Origin of the sequence: Ensifer aridi (assembly GCF_002078505.1) — a bacterium.
GTDB classification, from domain to species: domain Bacteria; phylum Pseudomonadota; class Alphaproteobacteria; order Rhizobiales; family Rhizobiaceae; genus Sinorhizobium; species Sinorhizobium aridi.
On the sequence record NZ_LUAV01000035.1, the window covers coordinates 262,410 to 282,000 of the forward strand.

General features: G+C 62.4%; 20 protein-coding genes and 1 riboswitch. Of the genes, 4 read left to right on the top strand and 16 right to left on the bottom strand.

Annotated features, from left to right (window positions below; genetic code table 11):
- Positions 1-7 precede the first annotated feature (7 nt).
- From AYK65_RS27195 to AYK65_RS27270, 16 genes are all read right to left on the bottom strand, one after another.
- The gene (locus AYK65_RS27195; protein ID WP_026614984.1) at positions 8-994 is read right to left on the bottom strand and encodes a BMP family protein; all 987 of its coding nucleotides are present in this window, start codon (positions 992-994) and stop codon (positions 8-10) included.
- A gap of 272 nt (positions 995-1,266) precedes the next feature.
- Positions 1,267-2,178 carry an ABC transporter permease gene (locus AYK65_RS27200; RefSeq protein WP_026614985.1) on the bottom strand — a complete coding sequence of 304 codons (912 nt, stop codon included), beginning with the start codon at positions 2,176-2,178 and terminating at the stop codon, positions 1,267-1,269.
- The gene (locus tag AYK65_RS27205; RefSeq protein WP_046119276.1) at positions 2,175-3,275 is read right to left on the bottom strand and encodes an ABC transporter permease; all 1,101 of its coding nucleotides are present in this window, start codon (positions 3,273-3,275) and stop codon (positions 2,175-2,177) included. The genes AYK65_RS27200 and AYK65_RS27205 overlap by 4 nt, the downstream gene beginning before the upstream one ends.
- Entirely contained in the window at positions 3,272-4,798 is a 1,527-nt protein-coding gene (locus AYK65_RS27210) for an ABC transporter ATP-binding protein (RefSeq protein WP_046119277.1), read from the bottom strand. Before AYK65_RS27210 ends, AYK65_RS27205 begins: the two co-directional genes overlap by 4 nt.
- 3 nt (positions 4,799-4,801) lie before the next feature.
- Positions 4,802-5,899: a BMP family ABC transporter substrate-binding protein gene (locus tag AYK65_RS27215; RefSeq protein WP_026614988.1), complete on the bottom strand. Its 1,098-nt coding sequence runs from the start codon at positions 5,897-5,899 to the stop codon at positions 4,802-4,804.
- A 25-nt stretch (positions 5,900-5,924) separates the two neighbouring features.
- Entirely contained in the window at positions 5,925-7,304 is a 1,380-nt protein-coding gene (locus AYK65_RS27220; RefSeq protein ID WP_026614989.1) for an amidohydrolase, read from the bottom strand.
- A 1-nt stretch (position 7,305) separates the two neighbouring features.
- Positions 7,306-7,965, bottom strand: coding sequence for a glutathione S-transferase family protein (locus AYK65_RS27225; RefSeq protein ID WP_081162274.1), 660 nt, complete (start codon positions 7,963-7,965; stop codon positions 7,306-7,308).
- Positions 7,962-8,798, bottom strand: a complete 837-nt coding sequence (locus AYK65_RS27230) for an aromatic ring-hydroxylating oxygenase subunit alpha (protein WP_081162276.1) — start codon at positions 8,796-8,798, stop codon at positions 7,962-7,964. Before AYK65_RS27230 ends, AYK65_RS27225 begins: the two co-directional genes overlap by 4 nt.
- Complete coding sequence (locus AYK65_RS27235; protein WP_026614992.1) at positions 8,795-9,445, bottom strand: Rieske 2Fe-2S domain-containing protein; 651 nt, start codon at positions 9,443-9,445, stop codon at positions 8,795-8,797. Before AYK65_RS27235 ends, AYK65_RS27230 begins: the two co-directional genes overlap by 4 nt.
- 258 nt (positions 9,446-9,703) lie before the next feature.
- Positions 9,704-9,973 carry an acylphosphatase gene (locus AYK65_RS27240; protein ID WP_026614993.1) on the bottom strand — a complete coding sequence of 90 codons (270 nt, stop codon included), beginning with the start codon at positions 9,971-9,973 and terminating at the stop codon, positions 9,704-9,706.
- A 337-nt stretch (positions 9,974-10,310) separates the two neighbouring features.
- On the bottom strand, positions 10,311-10,898 hold the full coding sequence (locus AYK65_RS27245; RefSeq protein WP_026614994.1) for a HupE/UreJ family protein: 588 nt from the start codon (positions 10,896-10,898) through the stop codon (positions 10,311-10,313).
- A gap of 25 nt (positions 10,899-10,923) precedes the next feature.
- Positions 10,924-11,457, bottom strand: coding sequence for a hypothetical protein (locus tag AYK65_RS27250; RefSeq protein ID WP_026614995.1), 534 nt, complete (start codon positions 11,455-11,457; stop codon positions 10,924-10,926).
- A 10-nt stretch (positions 11,458-11,467) separates the two neighbouring features.
- Positions 11,468-12,673, bottom strand: coding sequence for an agmatinase family protein (locus AYK65_RS27255; protein WP_026614996.1), 1,206 nt, complete (start codon positions 12,671-12,673; stop codon positions 11,468-11,470).
- A complete protein-coding gene (locus tag AYK65_RS27260) occupies positions 12,666-13,472 on the bottom strand; it encodes an ABC transporter ATP-binding protein (protein WP_081162279.1) in 807 nt (268 codons plus the stop codon). The genes AYK65_RS27255 and AYK65_RS27260 overlap by 8 nt, the downstream gene beginning before the upstream one ends.
- Positions 13,469-14,293, bottom strand: a complete 825-nt coding sequence (locus AYK65_RS27265) for an ABC transporter permease (RefSeq protein ID WP_026614998.1) — start codon at positions 14,291-14,293, stop codon at positions 13,469-13,471. Before AYK65_RS27265 ends, AYK65_RS27260 begins: the two co-directional genes overlap by 4 nt.
- Positions 14,294-14,374: 81 nt before the next feature.
- The gene (locus AYK65_RS27270; RefSeq protein WP_081162281.1) at positions 14,375-15,457 is read right to left on the bottom strand and encodes a putative urea ABC transporter substrate-binding protein; all 1,083 of its coding nucleotides are present in this window, start codon (positions 15,455-15,457) and stop codon (positions 14,375-14,377) included.
- Positions 15,458-15,551: 94 nt separating this feature from the next.
- Positions 15,552-15,658, bottom strand: a riboswitch (guanidine-I (ykkC/yxkD leader).
- 390 nt (positions 15,659-16,048) lie between these two features.
- Between AYK65_RS27270 and AYK65_RS27275 the strand changes: the two genes are divergently transcribed.
- From AYK65_RS27275 to AYK65_RS27290, 4 genes are all read left to right on the top strand, one after another.
- On the top strand, positions 16,049-17,374 hold the full coding sequence (locus AYK65_RS27275; protein ID WP_081162284.1) for an ABC transporter substrate-binding protein: 1,326 nt from the start codon (positions 16,049-16,051) through the stop codon (positions 17,372-17,374).
- 83 nt (positions 17,375-17,457) lie between these two features.
- Positions 17,458-18,426, top strand: a complete 969-nt coding sequence (locus tag AYK65_RS27280) for a carbohydrate ABC transporter permease (RefSeq protein ID WP_026615001.1) — start codon at positions 17,458-17,460, stop codon at positions 18,424-18,426.
- Positions 18,423-19,379, top strand: a complete 957-nt coding sequence (locus AYK65_RS27285) for a carbohydrate ABC transporter permease (protein ID WP_026615002.1) — start codon at positions 18,423-18,425, stop codon at positions 19,377-19,379. The genes AYK65_RS27280 and AYK65_RS27285 overlap by 4 nt, the downstream gene beginning before the upstream one ends.
- Positions 19,376-19,588, top strand: a complete 213-nt coding sequence (locus AYK65_RS27290) for a hypothetical protein (RefSeq protein WP_026615003.1) — start codon at positions 19,376-19,378, stop codon at positions 19,586-19,588. The genes AYK65_RS27285 and AYK65_RS27290 overlap by 4 nt, the downstream gene beginning before the upstream one ends.
- Positions 19,589-19,591 lie beyond the last annotated feature (3 nt).

The following is a 19,591-nucleotide window of genomic DNA, read 5'->3' on the forward strand; positions in this document are numbered from 1 at the left end:
AAGCCGGTTACTTCGGCTCGTCCGTGATGCGCGGAACCTCGAAGGCGCCGGACTTGATCTCGGCACGCTTGGCTTCCATGGCCGTTTCGGCCTCCGCCGGGGCTACGCCCTTCACATAGGCCACGTCACTGCCGCCTTCCTTGAGCAGGCCGAAGGCGGTGTAGTCCTTGCCGACCGGCTTGCCGGCGGCCACGTCAGCGATCGCGGCGCTGAGGATTGGGCGGAAGCCCCACAGGGCATTGGCAAAGACCGTATCGGGATAGCGCGGCGTGTAGTCGATCAGCGAGCCCACGGACTTGATGTTGCGTTCCTTGGCCGCGTCAGCCGTGCCGATGCGCTCGCCGAAGAGGATGTCGGCGCCGGCGTCAATCTGGGCGAGTCCCGCTTCGCGCGCCTTCGGGGGGTCGAAGAAGGTGCCGATGAACGTGACGAGGTGCTTGGCGTCCGGGTTGACGGCCTTCACGCCTGCGGCGAAGGCATTGATCAGCATGTTGACTTCTGGGATGGGCATGGCGCCGACGGAGCCGACGACGTTCGACTTCGTCATCTTGCCGGCGAGCATGCCCGCCAGATAGGCGCCGTCATGGTTCCAGGTACCGAAAACGCCGAAGTTGTCGCCGGATTCCTTGCCGCTCGAACCGAGGACGAAGGCGGTCTCCGGATAGTCGACGGCCACTTCGCGGGCCTGTTTCTCGACGGCATAGGCTTCACCGATGATGAGTTTTGCGCCCTGTTCGGCGTATTCGCGCATCGCGCGGGGATAGTCGGTCCCCGAAACGCCTTCGGAGAAGACATATTCGATCACGCCTTCGGCGGCCGCATCCTGCAGCGCCTTGTGCAAGACTGAGTTCCAGGCGTTCTCGACCGGGGAGGCGTGGATACCGGCGACCTTTATCGGCGCGCTGGCGCGGACGGCCGGCGCGAAAGCGCTCACGCCAAGCGCCAGGCCCGACGCAAGCACATTGCGCCGGCTCATCATCAGATCTCTCGTCATGGATGCTGTTCCCCTTTTTTACCAATTGGTAGAATTTTTATTGTGTCTAAAGTTTTGTCAAGCGGCGCGACTGAGTAAAAATGCGGCAACGAGCGACGTGTCTCTGCATCTGGCGGAATTGCGATGTCGATACTCTTGCCTCTTCGGTCGTCAGCGCCGGCTTGAGGATATTGTAAGTGAGCGAGACGGAAATGTCATTTGAGGAGCCACTTCCGTCATTGCCGGTGGACGCCTGCTTCTCGGAGGCGATCAGAGCTCGCCTAACGTCACCGCTAGCGTTCGAACGGTTCGCCGAGCGATGCGATGCCGTTCAGCTTCAGTAGGCGCCGGTCTGCCGAAATGATGCCGAGTACGATGATCGTGACGAGATAGGGCAGGCTCGCAAGCACTTGTGACGGAACATCGAGTCCGGTCGCCTGGGCTGCGAGGCCCATGAGCGATACGGCCCCGAAGAGGCATGCCCCCAGGAAGATCCGGCCGGTGAGCCATGTCCCGAAGACGACGAGTGCAATTGCGATCCAGCCGCGCCCGGCAATCATCCCGTCGGCCCAAAGAGGCGTGTAGACAACGGCCGCATAGGCTCCGGCAAAGCCCGCCATCGTTCCGCCAAAGGCAACGGCGGCGAAGCGTATGGCAGTGACCGAATAGCCGATGGCGTGAGCCGCTTTCGGGTTCTCGCCGGTCGCGCGGACGACGAGGCCGACCTTCGTATAGGCAAACATCACCCAGATGGCGAGGGTCGCGGCAAGGGACAGCCAGACGACGATGTCCTGAGTGAACAGGCGGCCGGCCAGCGGGATTTCCGAAAGCCATGGCAATGCAAGCTTGGGAAGCCCCTTGACCGTAAGGCTTTCATAGGTCTTGCCGAACAGCGCCGAGAGACCCTGGCCGAGGATACCTATGGCGAGGCCTGTCGCCACCTGGTTCGCGCGAAATCCGAGCGCGACGAGAGCGAAAACGAGAGAGAGGACGGCACTGCCGAGACCTGCGGCGACGAAACTCAGGAGGTGCCCCCCGCCATGATAGACGACAATGAAGGCGAGCACTGCGCCGAACGCCATCAAGCCCTCCACGCCGAGGTTGAGAACCCCGGCTCGCTCGACGACCAGCTCTCCGAGAGCCGCAAGCAGAAACGGTGTCGCAGCCGCGAGCATTCCAGCGAGAATGAACTCGAGGGCGTTCATGGCTTGCTCCGGTAGATGGGACGGTGCCATTCGAGACGGTATCGCACGAAGGCGATTGCGATGAGATAGGCGAGCAGCAGGCTGCCCTGAAAGACGCGGACCGCGGCGATCGGCAGGTTTGCCGACACCATGGCATTATCCCCCCCAATGTAGAGGGCGGCCATGAACAGCGCGGAAGCAATGATCCCGATCGGATGCAGGCCGCCGAGATAGGCAACGATGATGGCTGCATAACCATAACCAGTCGAGATCGAGCGCTGCAACTGGCCGATGGGACCGGCAACCTCGGCTGCACCAGCGAGGCCAGCGGCACCGCCGCCGATGAGAAGGGAAAGCCAGATTGCCCAGCCTTCGTTGAATCCGGCGTAGCCGGCGGCACGCGGCGCAAGGCCGCCAACCTGGAGCTTATAGCCGAGGAAGCTCTTCTGCATGACGAGCCATGCCGCAATCGACAGGGCGAGCGTCAGGAGAAGCGAGACGTTGACACGGGTGCCTGCGATCAGAACCGGCACCATTGCATCATACTGGAACATCACAGACTGGGGGAAATTGAAGCCGTTGGGATCCTTCCAGGGGCCGAGGAGCAAGTAGTTGAGGAGCTGCGCGGCAACGAGGCTCAGCATCAGGGATACGAGGATTTCGTTTGCATTGAGCCTGACGCGCCAGAAGGCCGTGATAGACGCCCAAAGGGCGCCGCCGAGGACACCCAGCAACAGCATCATCGGCCAGATCCACTGGCCTGTCGCCTGCGGAAACCAGATGGGAATGGCCGAGGCGAAAATCGCGCCCAGGATGAACTGGCCCTCGGCGCCGATGTTGAAGACCTTCGCGCGAAAGCCGATCGCGAGCCCCTGTGCGATGAGGAGAAGGGGGCCCGTCTTCAGCAGCACCTCCGAGAAGGACGCCCAGGACAGGAACGGCTCGAAAAGCATGGCATAGACGACGGCGACGGGATCGCGGCCTATCAGGAGGTAGAGCCCGAGATTGAGAACGGTCGCCACGGCCAGGGCGACGGGAGGCGCAAGCAGCGTCGCGGCAAGCGAGGCGCGCTCCCGGCGGACGAGAGTGGGGAGGAAGGGCGCGGAGAAAGCGCTCATGCCAGGACCTTGGGGGCTGCAGGAGTATGTGCGCCGATCATGTATTGTCCTATATCCTCGGGTCGCGTGTCGCGTGTCTCGAGCCGCGGGCTTAGCGTGCCGTGGTGCAGCACCTGGATCACGTCGCAAAGTTCGAAAAGCTCCTCGAGTTCTTCCGAAATGACGAGGATGGCCATGCCCTCATTGCGCAGCGCGACAAGCCGCCTGCGGATGGCGGACGCGGCACCGACGTCGACGCCCCAGGTCGGCTGCGCCACGAAGAGCAGTTTCGGAGAGAGCATGATCTCGCGGCCGACGATGAATTTCTGCAGATTGCCGCCGGAAAGCGCGCCCGCTTCCACGTCGGGGCCGGGCGTGCGGACATCGTATTGACGAATGCACTCGCTGGTAAACGCCTTAGCCCTCGCCTTTTCGACGAGACCGTGCCTGAGAAGGCCGAGCGGATGCGCCGTAAGCAGGCTGTTGAGGACGAGCGACATTTCGGGCACGGCGCCCCGTCCAAGTCGGTCCTCGGGCACGAAGGCAAATCCAAGCTGCCGGCGGGCGGCGGCACCGAGCGTGCCGACGTCCTTTCCCATCATGTAGATCCGGTCGCGCTGTTCCCGCGGCAGCACCGTTTCGCCGGATATCAGCGCGGCAAGCTCGCTTTGTCCGTTACCCGAAATCCCCGCTATTCCGAGGATCTCGCCGGCACGCACCGTGAGGCTGATCCCGGAGAGCGCCACGGCAAAAGGGTCCTCCGGCCGATGGTCGAGGCCGATGATCTCCAGCCGCTTTTCCCCGCCAGACTGGGATACGGCCGGCATCGGCTCCGGCATGTCGCGGCCGATCATCAGGCGGGCAAGGTCATGGGCATCGTGTTCGCGTGGGTCCACGTGGCCCGTGACGCGACCGGCGCGCAGGATGGTCGCCTTATCACAGATGGCCCGAATTTCCTCCAGCTTGTGGGAAATGAACAGGATGGAAACGCCGCCGTCGCGCAGGCGCCGCAAGGTGTCGAAGAGCTTGTCAACCGACTGCGGCGGCAGGACTGAGGTCGGTTCGTCGAGGATCAAGAGCCTCGGCTTGGTCATCAGGCATCGAATGATCTCCACCCGCTGCCGCTCGCCCACCGAAAGCGCGTGTACAGGGGCGAGCGGATCGACTTCGAGGCCGAAGTCACGCCCAAGCGTCCGGATGCGTTCCGTGAGATCGGCTTTCCTGCCGGGTACCACCAGTCGAATATTCTCCACGACCGTCAGCGTTTCGAAGAGCGAGAAGTGCTGGAAGACCATGCCGATGCCCTTGCGCCTCGCCTCCGCGGGCGAGGCAAGATTCAAGGGCTCTCCGTCCCAGACGATAGTTCCCTCGTCTGGCTGCTCGACGCCGTAGATCAGCTTCATCAGCGTCGATTTGCCCGCCCCGTTTTCACCGAGCACCGCATGAATCGACTCTGGAGCTACGTCCAAGTCGATGCCCTGATTGGCATGGATCTGGCCGTAGCTCTTGGAAATGCCGCGAAGCGACAGGAGCGGGGCGGTCATGGCTCACTTCGGCAGAGGCGTGGTGACACCTTTCACGTGCCAGTCCATCGCGACGATCTCCCCATCGCTGAGCGTTGCACCGGAGGCGACGCCTTCGCTGCCGTCGGCCTTGGCGATCGGCCCGGCGAAGGGCGAGAAGCTGCCGTCGGCGATCTTCGCTTCGATCTCCTTTATCTTCGTCATGACCTCAGCGGGTACGTCCGGGCTCCAATCAACGACCTTTACGACTTTATCGGTGACGCCGAGGAAGGCATTCGCACCTTCGAAGGTGCCCGCAACGTGGGCGTCAACCGAGGCCTTGAAGAACGGCGACCAGTCCGTCGCGACACAGCCGAGATAGGTCTTTGGAGCGTAGCTCTTCATCGACGAGTTGAGATTAAACGCGTAGATGCCGGCCTCCTCGCAGGCCGAGATGACGGAAGGCGTGTCCTGCGCGTTGGAAAAGATCACGTCGCATTTCTGGGCCATCAGAGCCTTTGCGGCCTCCTGCTCCTTGGCCGGATCGAACCACGAGTTCACCCAGACGACCGAGACCTCGATATCGGGTCTCACGGCTTGCGCGCCGAGCGTGAAGGCGTTGATGGAGGTGATCAGCTCCGGAATCGCAAAGGCGGAGACCGAGCCAAGCTTGCCGGTTTTGGAGAGGGTCGCGGCCGCCATACCGAGCAGGTATGTCCCCTGGAAGTATTTCGCCGCGAAGGGCGAGAAGTTCGGCGCCACCTGGAAGCCGGACGCATGCAGCACGGTCACGCTCGGATCGCGACGGGCGATCTGCAGTGCGCCGTTCTGATACCCGAAGGAGCCGGCGATCAGGAACTTGTTTCCGTCTGCAACTGTCTTGTTCATGATGCGGTCGGCGTCCGGCCCTTCGGCGATGTTCTCGATGACGGTCACCTTCACCTTGTCTCCATAGGCGGCCTTGACCGGCTCGAGGCCCGCGGCAAGCGCGCGGCCCCAGCCGACGTCGCCGATCGGCGAAGGGATCACAAGGGTAATTCCGAGCGGTTCGTCGGTGGCAAAGGCGGCTCGGCTACCGAACGCGCCGGCGAGGCCGGTTGCGGCGATTCCCTTCATCAATGTCCTGCGGGTGAGATTTGTCAGCATGTCAGTTCCCCTGTTTTGTGTCTTAGAATTCCACTGCCGCGAGAGCAGCCTCGGCCTCGGCGAAGAGCCGCGCCTCATCGAGTCCGATGAACTCGCCCTTCGTCCAGACGATGCGGCCGTTGATCATGGTCATGTCGGTCGGCATGCCGACGCCTACTTTGGCGATCAGGCTCAGCGGATCGTGCCGTGTGCCGACGTAGTCCATTCGCCGTGTGTCGATCGCGAAAAGGTCGGCGGCCATGCCGGGGGCAAGCCGGCCGACGTCGCGGCGGCCGAGGAGGGCGGCACCGCCGGTCGTGGCATAGCCGAGGAAATCGACCGGGGGCGGAACGGGATGCGCGCGGGTCGATGCCGTCAGGCACTGCAGCATGTAGGCGGAGTGCACGCAATGCATCAGGTTTGAATTGTCGTTCGAGGCAGTTCCGTCGCAGCCGAGACCCACTCGGAGACCGAGGGCCGACATGGCAGGAATATCGGTCACCTCGGCGCCGACAAGGTAGACCGGTTCGGGGCAGTGAGAAACACCGGTGCCACTTGCTGCCATCGTTTGAAGTTCGTGGTGGGTCAGTTCCCAGCAATGGGCATAGAAGGTATCGGGGCCGGCAAAACCGAGCTCGGCGCAGTAGTCCACCGTCCGCATGCCGTGTCGCGCCTCGATAACCGGGCTCTCGCCTTCGCCCACATGCGTGTGCAACTGCACGCCGCGATCGCGCGCCAGCGCCGCCGACTCCACGAAGGTCTCGCGGTAGCAGTTGACCGGCTGGCAGGGCGCAACCACGACCTGGCGCATGCTGAAGGGGCTGGCATCGTGATAGGTGTCGATCAGGCGGGCGCAATCAGCGGTGAATTCGTCGGTCGTTTCCAGCATGGCGTCCGGGATGGTCGAGCCTTCGGACTTCGGCAGCGTGTTGCCGCCGCGACCTGCATGAAACCGCATGCCGAGAATATCGGCAGCTTCGAACTGCCGGTCGATCAGCCGTTTACCGGCGTGTCGGGGGAAGCAATACTGATGATCGAACGCCGTCGTGCAGCCGTGCTTGATCAACTCGGCCATTGCTGTCAGCGAGGCATGATAGAAGCAGTCCTCGGTCAGCCGCGAGAAGATCGGATAGATACGGTCGAGCCATTCGATGACCGACAGCTTCGTCCAATCGAGATCCGCGCGGTTGCGCACGAAGCACTGGAAGAAATGGTGATGCGTGTTGACGAGGCCGGGATATACGAACCAGCCGGTGGCGTCGTGCGTGATCGTCCCGGCTGGCAATTCTTCCTTTTGAAGGCCTTCGCGGATTGCCACTATCGCAGGACCATCCGTCAGCAAATCGACGTTGCGGTAGACGGTCGGCCCGTTGCCCTCATCCGCGATGACCGCCGCACAGTTCCGTAGCAGATGGCCGCCCACGTCAAGCCTCCCCCGGCTCGGCGTCAGGTTCAGACTTGAGCTCATGCAGCCGGTGAATCCCAGGCATCTCGATGAAGTGTTCGAGGCCGCGGATTGCGCGGGACCAGAGCCTGATGCCGGGATAAGGGTCGAGCGGAACACCGCCGTCGGGCGCGAGTGCGACGTAGGGAAAGCAGGCTATGTCGGCAACTGTCGGCCGATCAGACGCGAGGAACCGCATGCCGCGCAGACCCTGCTCGACCAGGCCAGATTCGAGCTCGCGAAGCGCCGCGATGCCCTGCGCTTGAAGTTTGGCGATGTCCCCCGGACGTAGCAGCATTTCGTGAAGCCGCGCGCCTCCGAGGCTCGCTGTAAGCCGGTGCGAGAACGAAAGCCACTGCTGGACACGCGCGGTTTGCTCCGGTGTGCCGCTGCCGAGCCACTCCGGTCCCGCCTGTGCGGCAAGGTAGACGAGCATGGCGGCGGATTCGGTGAGGATAAGATCGTCGTCTTCGAGGATCGGGATGGAGCCCGCCGGATTGAGCGCCATGAGTTCAGGGCTGCGATGCTCGGCGCCGGGATGGAAGTCCACCGGCCGGATTTCCAGCTTCACGCCGGTGAGTGCTGCCATCAGGCGCACCTTGTAGCAGCTGGGCGAAAGGACATAATCGTAGAGCTTCATTGTGCCACCAGCTGTGCGCCATATTTGTAGTTGTGGCGTTTCAGCCAGCGCCGGTAGGCGACGGACGTCAAGTCGGCTCTCGTGGGGATTTCCATCCCTGGGTCGAGCGGCAGGAGCCGGGGGATCTGGTTTTCGAGAATCGACCGGTCCTGCAGAAAGATGGTCTGCTGAAAGTGGATGAGGTCGGTCATCGGCGTGACATCGTCGAAAAGAGCCATCCAGGGCCAAACGTCGCACAAGTCTTCGGCTAGCGGCTGGACGAAGAGGGCGATGACGTCCCATTCGCCGGGCCGGGGCGGGCACGTCTTGTAAAGGACGGAACAAGTCGGTGCTGGCACACGGTACATGTACTCGGTTGTGATGCCGCCGGCTGCCGATTTCGCAGCTTGCGGCTGATAGAATTTCACCTGGGTTGCCCAGACCTCGTCCTGGCGAATTTCGACCTTGTAGTCGTGAACCTCCGTATGCGGCTCGGCGCCAAGGATATCGGTGTGCACGAAAGGGAAATGCGCGATGTCGAGAAAGTTCTCCACTGCGCGAAGCGGTGAGCAGCGGACGCGAACCACGCCGACTTCGACAAATCGTCGCCCGGGCTGGTCAGCTTCGGGAATCGCAAAAAGGTCCTTCCGCGGTTTGCCGAGCGACGACCAAACGTGACCGTAGCGGACGCAAACGGGGAGCGTCCGCCCATCTTCAGATGTTACCTTAACCTCGCGCCCGGGGTCGAATGCCACTTCGATCGGCTCTCCCATCAGGGCCGTCTTCCATCCGTTCTCGATCTGGCCGAAGAGGCCGACGGGATACCACTCATCGATCATGGCGTCCTCAGTCATGACGCGATGCCTTTCGCCTGAAGATATTCGGCCGTCCGTCGCAAGCTCTCGATGGCACGGGAGGCGGCGACGCGCTGGGACGCACTGCTTTTCTCGTCCAGCAGAACATGGATCAGTGTATGGTCGTCCTCCTGCGGGACAAGCAGCAGCCGGATCTCTTGTGAATTTTGCGCCTGCCAGACAAGTCCCTCAGGACCGGCCTTCGCGCCCACCACAGCCTCAAGCACGGCGATGCCGGCATGCGCCGTCAGCGAGCGCAACGGAGCAAGGCCTTCAAGTCGCGGCGGTTGAATGGTGGGTTCTCCGACCGCCACCCATATGACCCCGCCGGACTCTTCGACCTCATGCGTTGCTACGCGGATCGTTTCCGGCGGCGTAAGACCTGGATGGGCCGGGATGCGCAGACAGTTTCCGGGCCGGGCATAGCTCCAGCCGTGATAGATGCAGGAAAGAGCCTCGCCACGCACGAAGCCGTGAGACAGGCGCATGCCGCGATGCGGGCAGCGGTCCGCCGAGGCCGCCGCATGCCCGGACTGACTTCGCCAGAGGGCAATCGGCCCGGCGGGTGTCCGTGCCGGCATGACGGTTCCTGCTGGCAAATCCGCGGAAAGAGCGACTGGCGTCCAGCCCGCCGTATCGGATAGCATAATTCAACTTTCTGAATGATACCAATGCTTTACTGGTGCAATCCGAAGTGGACGCGGACGGCTTGCTGCTCAGTGTCATCACGCTTGCATAATTATTCTGCATTGGCAATATTGATTAAATAAAAGGCAGTGGATGATTGGGCGGCGAAAAGGGGTTCGTGGCCCCTGCATATCGCTCAAAAGGACTCCGCTGCGGTATTTTGAACGATAGGCAATAAAAACATGAAGGCGGGTTGCTCGAATTTAATGCGACGCGCGTTAGTCGCTTCCGCCGTCGATCCGTATGCGATCTATCGTTTCGACCCAGACGTCAATAGGCCCGAGCGAGCACCCCATCTCCATCATGTCGATCAGATCCGCCGGTCCGGCGATCTCAAGCTCGATCCGATCTGAACCGGCATGGGATACGGCCTCCGAGAGCCCGAGCTTGGCGGCATGGCGCCGGATCCAGGGAACGAACGAGGCCGCATCAATATCGCCACGGATCGTCATCCGTTCTCGGAGGTGGCTCTGATGTCGCTCCGTCATGAAAGGCCTCGTAGTTGGAGTCTCCAGTTACGACAACATAGCGCCTGGACGCGCTTGCGGAAGCGTGTTCTACGAGCGAGGTGTCGCGAAGGCACCGGCCAAGGAGGTCAGCGGTGCGGCCCGCCTGGACAAACGCGACCTTCACACTTCCTTTTTATCACGTTTGCGCAGTGCCCTTTTCAGCCTCGCTCTGCACGATGGTTGTAGGCCGGGGCGAGGCTGGATGCAGGCTCTGCAGACCAGCAAAGCGGGAAGCCATACCCGCGGAGATGACCTGTCGCCAGCAAATCAACATATCGGCTATGGCACGCATATTCATCTCCTCGCGCGCGAAGCGTCAGGCAACATAAGCGAGCCCGACACCGGCGCCCATGATCACCGTGCCGGCGATGCGAAGCGCCGCCGCTGCGGCCACGTCATATCGGGCAACCCCACGGTAAGCGGCGACGCCGGCCATGTGCAGGATCGCCGTGCCCCCGATAAAACCGAGGATATAGCCGAGGGGGGCGGCAGCCGGCCCCTCGGTTCCATGGGCCAAGCCATGAAAGAAGGCGAAGGCGGCGGTGCCCGTGACGGCCAGAGTGACGGGCACGTTCGCGTCTATGATCAGCGCTGCGCCGCAGATGATCATAGAGGCGAGAATCGCCGCTTCGACGAGCGGCACGGTCATGCCGGTCACGGCTACGGCTGCGCCCGCGACCATGGCCGAGATGAAGGCGACTGGCAATTGCCAGAGCGCCGGGCCGCCAAGCCGCGCGGCAATCAGTCCGACGGCGACCATGGCGAGCAGGTGATCAAGACCTGAGAAGGGGTGGAGGAAGCCGTTTTCGATGCCGCGGACATGGTCGCCGATATGGGCCAGGGCCCGACCGGGCAGAGTGATTAGGAGGGCAGCGGCGAGCGCAGCGATGGTCCGAAAAATCATGGCGTTGCCTTTCTGAAGGAAGAATTCATTCGGTCGATTCGATGTTGAAGTGCGAGGCGTCGGTCCGGTCCTCGAGCTTGCGTGCCTCGGCGAACGAAAGCCGGACGACCGCTTTGCCGTCGTGATAGAGGAACCCCAGGTCGCGGCAGCGCGAGGTCATGCGGGCGGGCAGCACGTCGTAGCGTACGCCGCCGCCGCCGAGGAGCGGCACGACCGCGCCGATATCCGTACGGTCCGCGGTCTCGACACGAAGCAGATGCAGGACGTTCCCGGAAGCGTCGACGCCGACGAAGGGAATGCCCGCAAGCCTGAGAAAACTCGTCGGATCACTCGCCCGGGCGAAGTTCTCGGCGAAACTCGCCTCGACGAGATCGAGATCACGCTCGTGCGGCGGCGACAGGTCCTTGCTTTCGGGGCGATGCGGTACCTGCCATTGTACGATGTCACGCTGCCGGTTGTGGCCGGGGCCCGCATGCTGGTGGCCGTGATGGTGATGGTCGTGATCATGATCATGGTGGTGCGATTGCGCGCCGTGGTGGTGATGGTGTCCCCCATGCATGGCCGTCTCCTCAGAAGCTCACCGGCTTGTCGATCAGGTGCTTGTGGGAGCCGAGCTTGCCATGCGCCACCAGCGAGCCGAGCGCCTCCACCACCACCCGCACGCCGAAAAGCGCCGTGATGTCGGAGGTGTCGTAGGGCGGGCTGACCTCGACGACCTCGAGACCGCAGAGCCCTTCTGCCGCAACCAAGCCGAGGATCTTCAGCGCTTCGCGCGGCAGGAAGCCGCCCGGTTCCGGCCAGCCCGTGCCCGGCACGAAGCCGCAATCGATACTGTCGACGTCGAAAGAGATGTAGACGGCGTCGGCGTCCTTCCAGGCGAGCTCGAGCGCAATCTCCGCCGTCTTCTCCGGACCGAGCTTTTCAATGTCGTCGATCGTCAGCACGTTGGTGCCGCGCTCGCGCGCCACCTTCACGCCGTCACGCGGCACCTGCCAGCCGCCGATACCGAGCTGGACGAGATTTTTCGGCGAGACGTTCGGCAGATTGGTCGCCCAGAACCACGGCGTCGTGTGCATGCGCTCGTCGAGATCCTTTTCCTGGATATCGATGTGGCGATCGAAATGGATGATGCCAATGCGTTTCGAGGTGCATTCGGCGATGCCGCGCACGCAGGGAAAGCCGATCGAGTGGTCGCCGCCAAGCATGATCGGCAGCGCGCCGGAGGAAAAGACATGGGCGACGCCGCGGGTGATCTGGTCGAAGCTCTTTTCCAGATTGGCCGGGATGGTAAAGACATCGCCGGCATCGCAGAGCGTCATCTGTTCCCGCAGGTCAACGCCCATTTCATAGTTATAAGGCGTGTAGAGCGCCGAGATGCGGCGGATACCCTGCGGTCCGAAGCGCGTGCCCGGCCGATAGGTCGTCCCGCTGTCGAACGGGATACCGAGCACGGCCGCATCGTATTTGCCGACATCGCGGACGTTTTCGACGTAGGGCGCCTTCAGGAACGTGTTGATGCCGGCGAAATGCGGCAGCTCGCCCCGCGCGAAGGTGGGGATCGACTTGTCCGTCAGACTCTCCGAGCCCGGCAGGCCCATTTCGAGCGCCCATTTCTTTTCCCGTCCCCAGCCCTTGCCGGAAAGCTTCCCCTCCGCCTCGAGCGCCTTCCAGCCCTGGCTGTCCAGCATGTTGAAGTCCGGGTGGTGTCGGCGCTCGCGAACGGGCGTCGCTATGGGGCCGGCGCGGCGAGACTGGCGGCTTGGGGGTTCACGCATGGGGCATGCTCCTTTTCGTTTCCTGCGACGTGGGGCTGGCCTCGATCGGCCGCGAAAAGCCGAGTACCGGGACGGGCCCGTCGCGGCTCAAATCGAGGTCGTAGATGATGCGGGCGCCATAGCGCTCAGGCGCTTGCGGATCGATGCGCGGCCTATCGAAGGCGAGCAGCCGCGTCCCTAGACCGAAGGCCTCCTTGAGATCGTGGGTCACCATGATCACGGTCATGCCGCGATCGCGCCAGAGCGGCTTGATGAGCGCGTGCATCTGCGCCCGCGTGCCGGGGTCGAGCGCGCCGAAAGGCTCGTCGAGCAGCAGCACCTTCGGTTCCCTGGCGAGCGCCTGGGCGATCGCCAGCCGCTGCTGCTGCCCGCCCGAAAGCGCGCTCGGATACTTCCGAATATGTTCGCTGAGCCCAACCGCCTCAAGAAGCGCTTCCGCCTTCTCGCTGGCCGCCTGTCGCTTCGCTCCAAACAGCTTGGCCGTGAACGAGCTCTCGGCGAATTCGAAGGCGATCAGGACGTTCTGTAGAACGTTCAGGTGGGGAAAAACAGAATAGCGCTGGAAAACCACGCCGCGGTCTGGACCCGGCTCGTCCGGCAGCGCCGCTCCATCGAGCGTGATGATGCCGCGCGTCGGCCGCTCCTGGCCGAGGATCATCCGGAGAAAGGTGGATTTGCCGCAGCCTGAAGGGCCGACGACGGAGACGAAGGCGCCGGAGGCGATGTCGAGCGAGATGCTTTCGAGCACGACCTGGTCGCCATATTCCATCCAGACATTGTGGACGCGGATTTCGCTCATCGGCGCGCCTCCTGGACATAGGCCCAGGGGAAAGCGCGCCGAGCGAGCCGCGCCAGCAGCCAGTCGAGAAGATAGGCGATGAGGGTGATCCAGGCTACGTAGGGCAGGATCACGTCCATGGCGAGATAGCGCCGGACGAGGAAGATGCGATAGCCGAGGCCGCTCTCGGCGGCGATCGCTTCTGCCGAGATCAAGAAGAGGAAGGCCGGGCCGAGTGATAGCCTGAGCGCTTCGATGAGCCGCGGCATCGCCTGCGGCAGTGCAACTCGTAGCATCAGTTGCCAGGTGGAGGCGCCGAGCGTCTGCGCCTTGACGATCTGCTCGCTCGGGATGGCGGCGACGGTCATCGCGAGGTCGCGAACGAGGAAGGGTGCGATGCCGATTACGATCAGCACGACCTTGGAGAGTTCGCCGAGGCCGAAGACGATGAACAGCACCGGCAGGATCGCCATCGGCGGGATCATCGAAACGACGGCGACGAGGGGCGACAGCCCGGCGCTTGCTACCGGAAGCAGCCCGAGCGTCAGCCCGAGCACCAGGCCGATGGCGGCGGCCGCACCGAGGCCGATGAACAGTCGCTGGAGGCTCGCCACGGTATCAGACCAGAGGGTCAAGTCTCCCGACCGCCGGTCGGGCTCGGTCGCCAACCGGTCCATGCTCGTCGCCATTTCCGTGATCGGCGGCAGCAGCTTGTCGCCCGGATTTGCGGCCCGCCGTTCCGCCGAGACGACGACATAGAGGCAGGCGATCAGCAGGAAGGGCAGGAGGGCAAGCAGGACCCGCGTTCCCGATCCCGGGACGATATTGACGGCACGTCGCATGAGTCTTCCCATCTTCTGGAGAACATCTCGGGCCGAAGCCGGCAGGGCAGGGCCAGCGTCAGTCTGTGCCCTGCAGCGGCGTCAGAGGGAGCCTTCGGCAGCGAGCTTCATGTAGCCGACGTCGAAGCGCAGCTTCACGTTGTCGGTCGAGCCGAGAACCTGCCCGCCCGGAAACGCGATGCCGACGGCGTCCTTGTCGGAAGCGCCGTCGCCGAGCAGGCCATGGTCGAAGGAGAAGCTTCTGACGAGGTCCATCGTCTTGATGAGGTCCTCGCTCTCGGTGAAGGCGACCGCCTCCTCAGGTGTCGCGAACAGCTTGGTCGCCGCAAGTTGGGACTCGAAGCCGGCAAGGTCCGTGCCGGACATCGCGCCCATCGCGGCGCGTGCGGTCTTGCCCTTCTCGCCCGGGTCCGTCAGGACCGACATCGTCTCGTACCAGATGCCGGCGAGCGCCTTGCCGAAGTCGGGATTGTCCTTGAGCACCTTGGTGTTGACCATCAACGTGTCGATGATCTCGCCGGGGATCTGCGTAGAATCGAACAGCGCTGCGGAGCCTGGTTCGGCCTTGACCTCGGCGAGCAGCGGGTTCCAGGTGACGACCGTCGAGGTCTCCGGCGACTTGAAGGCGGCGACCATGTCGGCATCGGAGGTGTTGACGATCGTCACGTCCCTTTCGGAAAGCCCCGCCGCTTCGAGAGCGCGCGCAAGCAGGTAGTGCGAGACCGACAGTTCGACGAGATTGATGCTATCACCCTTGAGATCGGCGGGCGTCTTCGCGATCTTGGAGACGATGCCGTCATTGCCGTTGGAGAAATCGCCGATGATCAGGATCGTGGTGTCGACGCCGCCGGCGGCCGGAATGGTGAGGCCATCCATGTTCGTCGCCGTCACGCCGTCGAAGCCGCCGGCGGTGTACTGGTTGATGGACTCGACGTAATCGTTGATCTGTTTGACGTTGATGGTGATGCCGTATTTGTCGGCCCATTTCTTCACGATCCCGGCATCCGCCGCATAGGGCCATGGCATCCAGCCGACATAGATCGTCCAGGCGATATTGAATTCCTTCTTCGGTTCCGCCTGCGTCCCGCCCGCGAGAAGCGCGAGAGAGATGCCGAGAGCGGCCGAGAGGGCGCGAAAACCGAATCTGCCATTTCCGAAACGCATCGTCTGTTCCCCTTGTTCGACTTGGGGCTCAAGCTGCGCTCATTTCTCGGAAATCACGGGTCGGGATTCCCAAAGCAACGACATCGCTGCATGAGCCTCCCGGGCTTTTATCCCGCCGTGGACCCGGTGGATGTCTCCCCACCGGAGGTTTCTCTCGGTCCAGTCATGCTTTATCGCATCGGAACCCTAGAAACATCGACAGTATAGTCTGATGTCCTCTAAAGTAAAGCAGAAGCTTTTCAAATTTATGCTCATAATTTGTGCGTTTGATGCTTATAAATTAATCAAGTAGACCAATAATTATTAGGGCACACTTGAGGCGACCTTATCGTAACGGTCTTCCGCGCGTTGAGACGTGTTGATGGTTTGCGACCAGAATCACGTTCCAAGGCCGCTCGAGCCTCTGCACGCTCCCCCTCTGGCTCTCCACGCGGCGCATGCTGCGCCGCAGCGACGAATTCACTTGATGTGTTTAGTAAAACGTATATCACTAAACATATTGCTTAACATGAGGGAGTATGGCTTGGGCATGTGAGCAAGGGAGAATTTTCCGAGGCCGGCATCAGTCGGCTCTGTATCTGGGAGGAATACATGCGGAAGATGACGAAGGCCCTGATGGGCATGTCGTCGGCACTCGTGCTGTCGACGGCGATACCGGGAATGGCGAAGGCCGATGAATTGACGCTGTGCTGGGCAGCCTGGGACCCGGCGAATGCGCTGGTCGAGCTCTCGAAGGATTTTACCGCAGCGACCGGCACCACGATGAAGTTCGAGTTCGTGCCGTGGCCGAACTTCGCCGACCGCATACTCAACGAGCTCAATTCGGGCGGCAAGCTCTGCGATCTCCTGATCGGCGACAGCCAGTGGATCGGCGGTTCCGCGGAAAACGGCTACTACGTCAAGCTCAACGATTTCTTCGACAAGGAAGGCATCAAGATGAGCGACTTCGCCGAAGCCGCGGTCAATGCCTATTCCACCTGGCCGAAAGGCACACCGAACTATTGGGCTCTGCCGGCCATGGGTGACGCCAACGGCTGGTTCTATCGCAAGGATTGGTTCGCCAAGCCGGAATTGCAGGCCGAGTTCAAGGAGAAATACGGCCGCGACCTCGGCCCGCCGCGGTCCTGGGATGAATTGAAGCAGGTCGCCGAATTCTTCACCGGTCGCGAGATCGACGGCCAGAAGGTCTATGGTGCCGCGATCTTCACCGAGCGTGCCTCCGAGGGCATCACCATGGGCGCGACCTCGGCGCTCTATCCCTATGGCTTCAAATACGAGCAGACCGGCGGCAAATACGACATGGACGGCGCCGTCAATTCCGCGGATGCAGTGGCGGGCCTCGAAGCGTACAAGGCTCTCTACAAATGCTGTCAGCCGCCTGGCTATACAGACAGCTACATGGGCGAGGGGCTCGACGCCTTCAAATCCGGCCAGGTGGCGATGGCGATGAACTGGTTCGCCTTTTTCCCGGGCCTCCACAAGGACGAGAAGGTCGGCGGCGACAAGATCGGCTTCTTCGTCAATCCCAAGCAGAAGGTCGCCGCCTCGACGCTCGGCGGGCAGGGGATGTCCGTCGTCGCCAATACCGACAACATGGACGGCGCGCTCGCCTACATCAAGTGGTTCGCTCAGCCCGATGTCCAGAAGAAATGGTGGGCGCTCGGCGGCTACGCCGTGCACAACGCAGTCCTGAATGATCCGTCCTTCAAGGCCAGCCAGCCCTTCGCGGCCGACTTCCTCGTCGCGATGAACCAGGTGCAGGACTTCTGGCAGGAGCCGTCCTACGCGATCCTGCTGCAGGCCATGCAGAAGCGCCTGCACGACTATGTCGTTGCCGACCAGGGCACGGCGCAAGAGGCACTCGACTCTCTCGTCAACGACTGGAAGGAAATCTTCGAGGACGAAGGCAAGCTCTAGGCTTCCTCAGCAACACGGCCCGGCTGCGAAGGTCCGGGCCGTCGGCCTCGAACCCGATCCTTCCTTGAATTCAGGTGACGTCAGTGACCGATGCCCCTTCTACCATTGCGGAGCGATCCGCCGACGTGCTTGCCCGCGCTACGCCGACGAACGTCGCGGTTCGGGTGCGCGGCCTTTCGGACCGCGCCATCGCCTGGCTCTTCATAACGCCGACGATCGCCTTGCTGCTTGCGATCAATATCTTCCCGCTGATCTGGGCGGTCTATCTGTCCTTCACGAATTTCCGCGCGAACCGCCCCAACGCCGAAGTCGATGGCGTCGGCTTGCGCAACTACCAGCGGGTGCTGAACGATCCGGACATCTGGATCGCCATGCAGACGACGGCGCATTTCGTCTTCTGGACGATCCTCCTACAGACGGTCATCGGCTTCGCACTTGCCTATCTGATCGACCGCAAGTTCCGCGGCCACGCTTTCTGGACGACGGTCATCCTCATTCCGATGATGCTGTCGCCGGCGGTCGTCGGCAATTTCTGGCGGTTTCTCTACCAGCCGCAGATCGGCCTCTTCAATTATATCGTCTCGTTCTTCACGGGCATTCCGCCGTCATCCTTCGAGATGCTCGGTTCGGTGAGCCTGGCGCCCTGGGCGATCATCATCGTCGATACCTGGATGTGGACACCCTATGTCATGCTGATCTGCCTCGCCGGCCTCAGGTCCATCCCGGACTACATCTACGAGGCGGCCGAGGTCGACCGCGCCTCCGCCTGGCGGCAATTCTGGTCGATCACCGTTCCGATGGCCTTGCCCTTCATCATGCTTGCCGTGCTCTTCCGCGGCATCGAGAATTTCAAGATGTTCGACATGGTCATGCTTTTGACCGGTGGAGGGCCTGGTTCCACCACCGAGGTCGCATCGATCACGCTGAAGCGCGAGGCCTTCGAAAGCTGGCTCACCGGACGGTCTTCGGCCTTCGCAATCATTCTTTTCGTCGCGGTGTTCGGCCTCGCCAACATCTACGTCAAAGCGCTCAACAAGGTGAAACAGCGATGAGTTCGGTCAATACCACCGCCCATTCCGTGGTCGAGCCGACGCCGACCGTGAAGCGCATCGCCGGCACGATCGTCATCCTCTATGCGCTGGTGACGATGATCCCGCTCGCCTGGATATTTCTGACGAGCATCAAGTCGCCGCCGGATTCGATCAGTTATCCGCCGAAGGTCGTCTTCACCCCGACGCTCGAGGGCTTCTGCAATCTTTTCACGACGCGGACAAGGCAGACGCCGGACTATATCCAGTCGCTCCCCGCCCCGACCAGCACCTGCGACGAGATCACCCGCAGCCGCAACATGGTCATCGCCGGCCCCTCGAACTATTGGCCGCGCTTCGGCAATTCGCTCGTGATCGCTTTCGGCTCGACCTTTCTTGCCGTCTCTCTCGGAACGTTTGCGGCCTACGGTTTCTCCAGGTTCCGCGTTCCGCTCGCCGACGATCTCCTGTTCTTCATTCTTTCGACCCGGATGATGCCGCCGATCGCGGTCGCGATCCCGATCTACCTCATGTATCGCCAGTTCGGACTTTCCGACACGGCCCTCGGGATGATCCTGCTCTATACCGCCGTCAACGTCTCGCTCGCCGTCTGGCTCCTCAAGGGCTTCATCGACGAGATTCCCCGCGAATACGAAGAGGCGGCGATGATCGATGGCTATACCCGCTTGCAGGCCTTCTGGAAGGTCGTGCTGCCGCAGGCGACGACCGGCATTGCCGCGACCGCGATCTTCTGCCTGATCTTCGCCTGGAACGAATATGCCTTCGCGGTGCTCCTGACTTCGGGCTCGGCGCAGACCGCGCCGCCGTTCATCCCGACGATCATCGGCGAAGGCGGGCAGGATTGGCCGGCGGTCGCGGCCGGCACGACGATCTTCCTGGTGCCGATTCTCGTCTTCACCATCATCCTGCGCAAGCAGTTGCTGCGCGGCATCACCTTCGGAGCGGTACGCAAATGACGACTCCGCAAAAAACGACCCCTACGGCCCGGCAGAAGCGGTCCTTGTTCCTGCGGCGCGGACCGATGGAAAACATCGCGACGGTGCTGATCGCTGCGGGCTTCGTGATGCTGTTCCAGCCGTTCCTGTTGGCGCTTTACACCTATTCGCTGGCCATGCTGCTGACTGGAACCGTCATGTTCATCATCGTCTCGAAATTTCCGGAGTAAGCG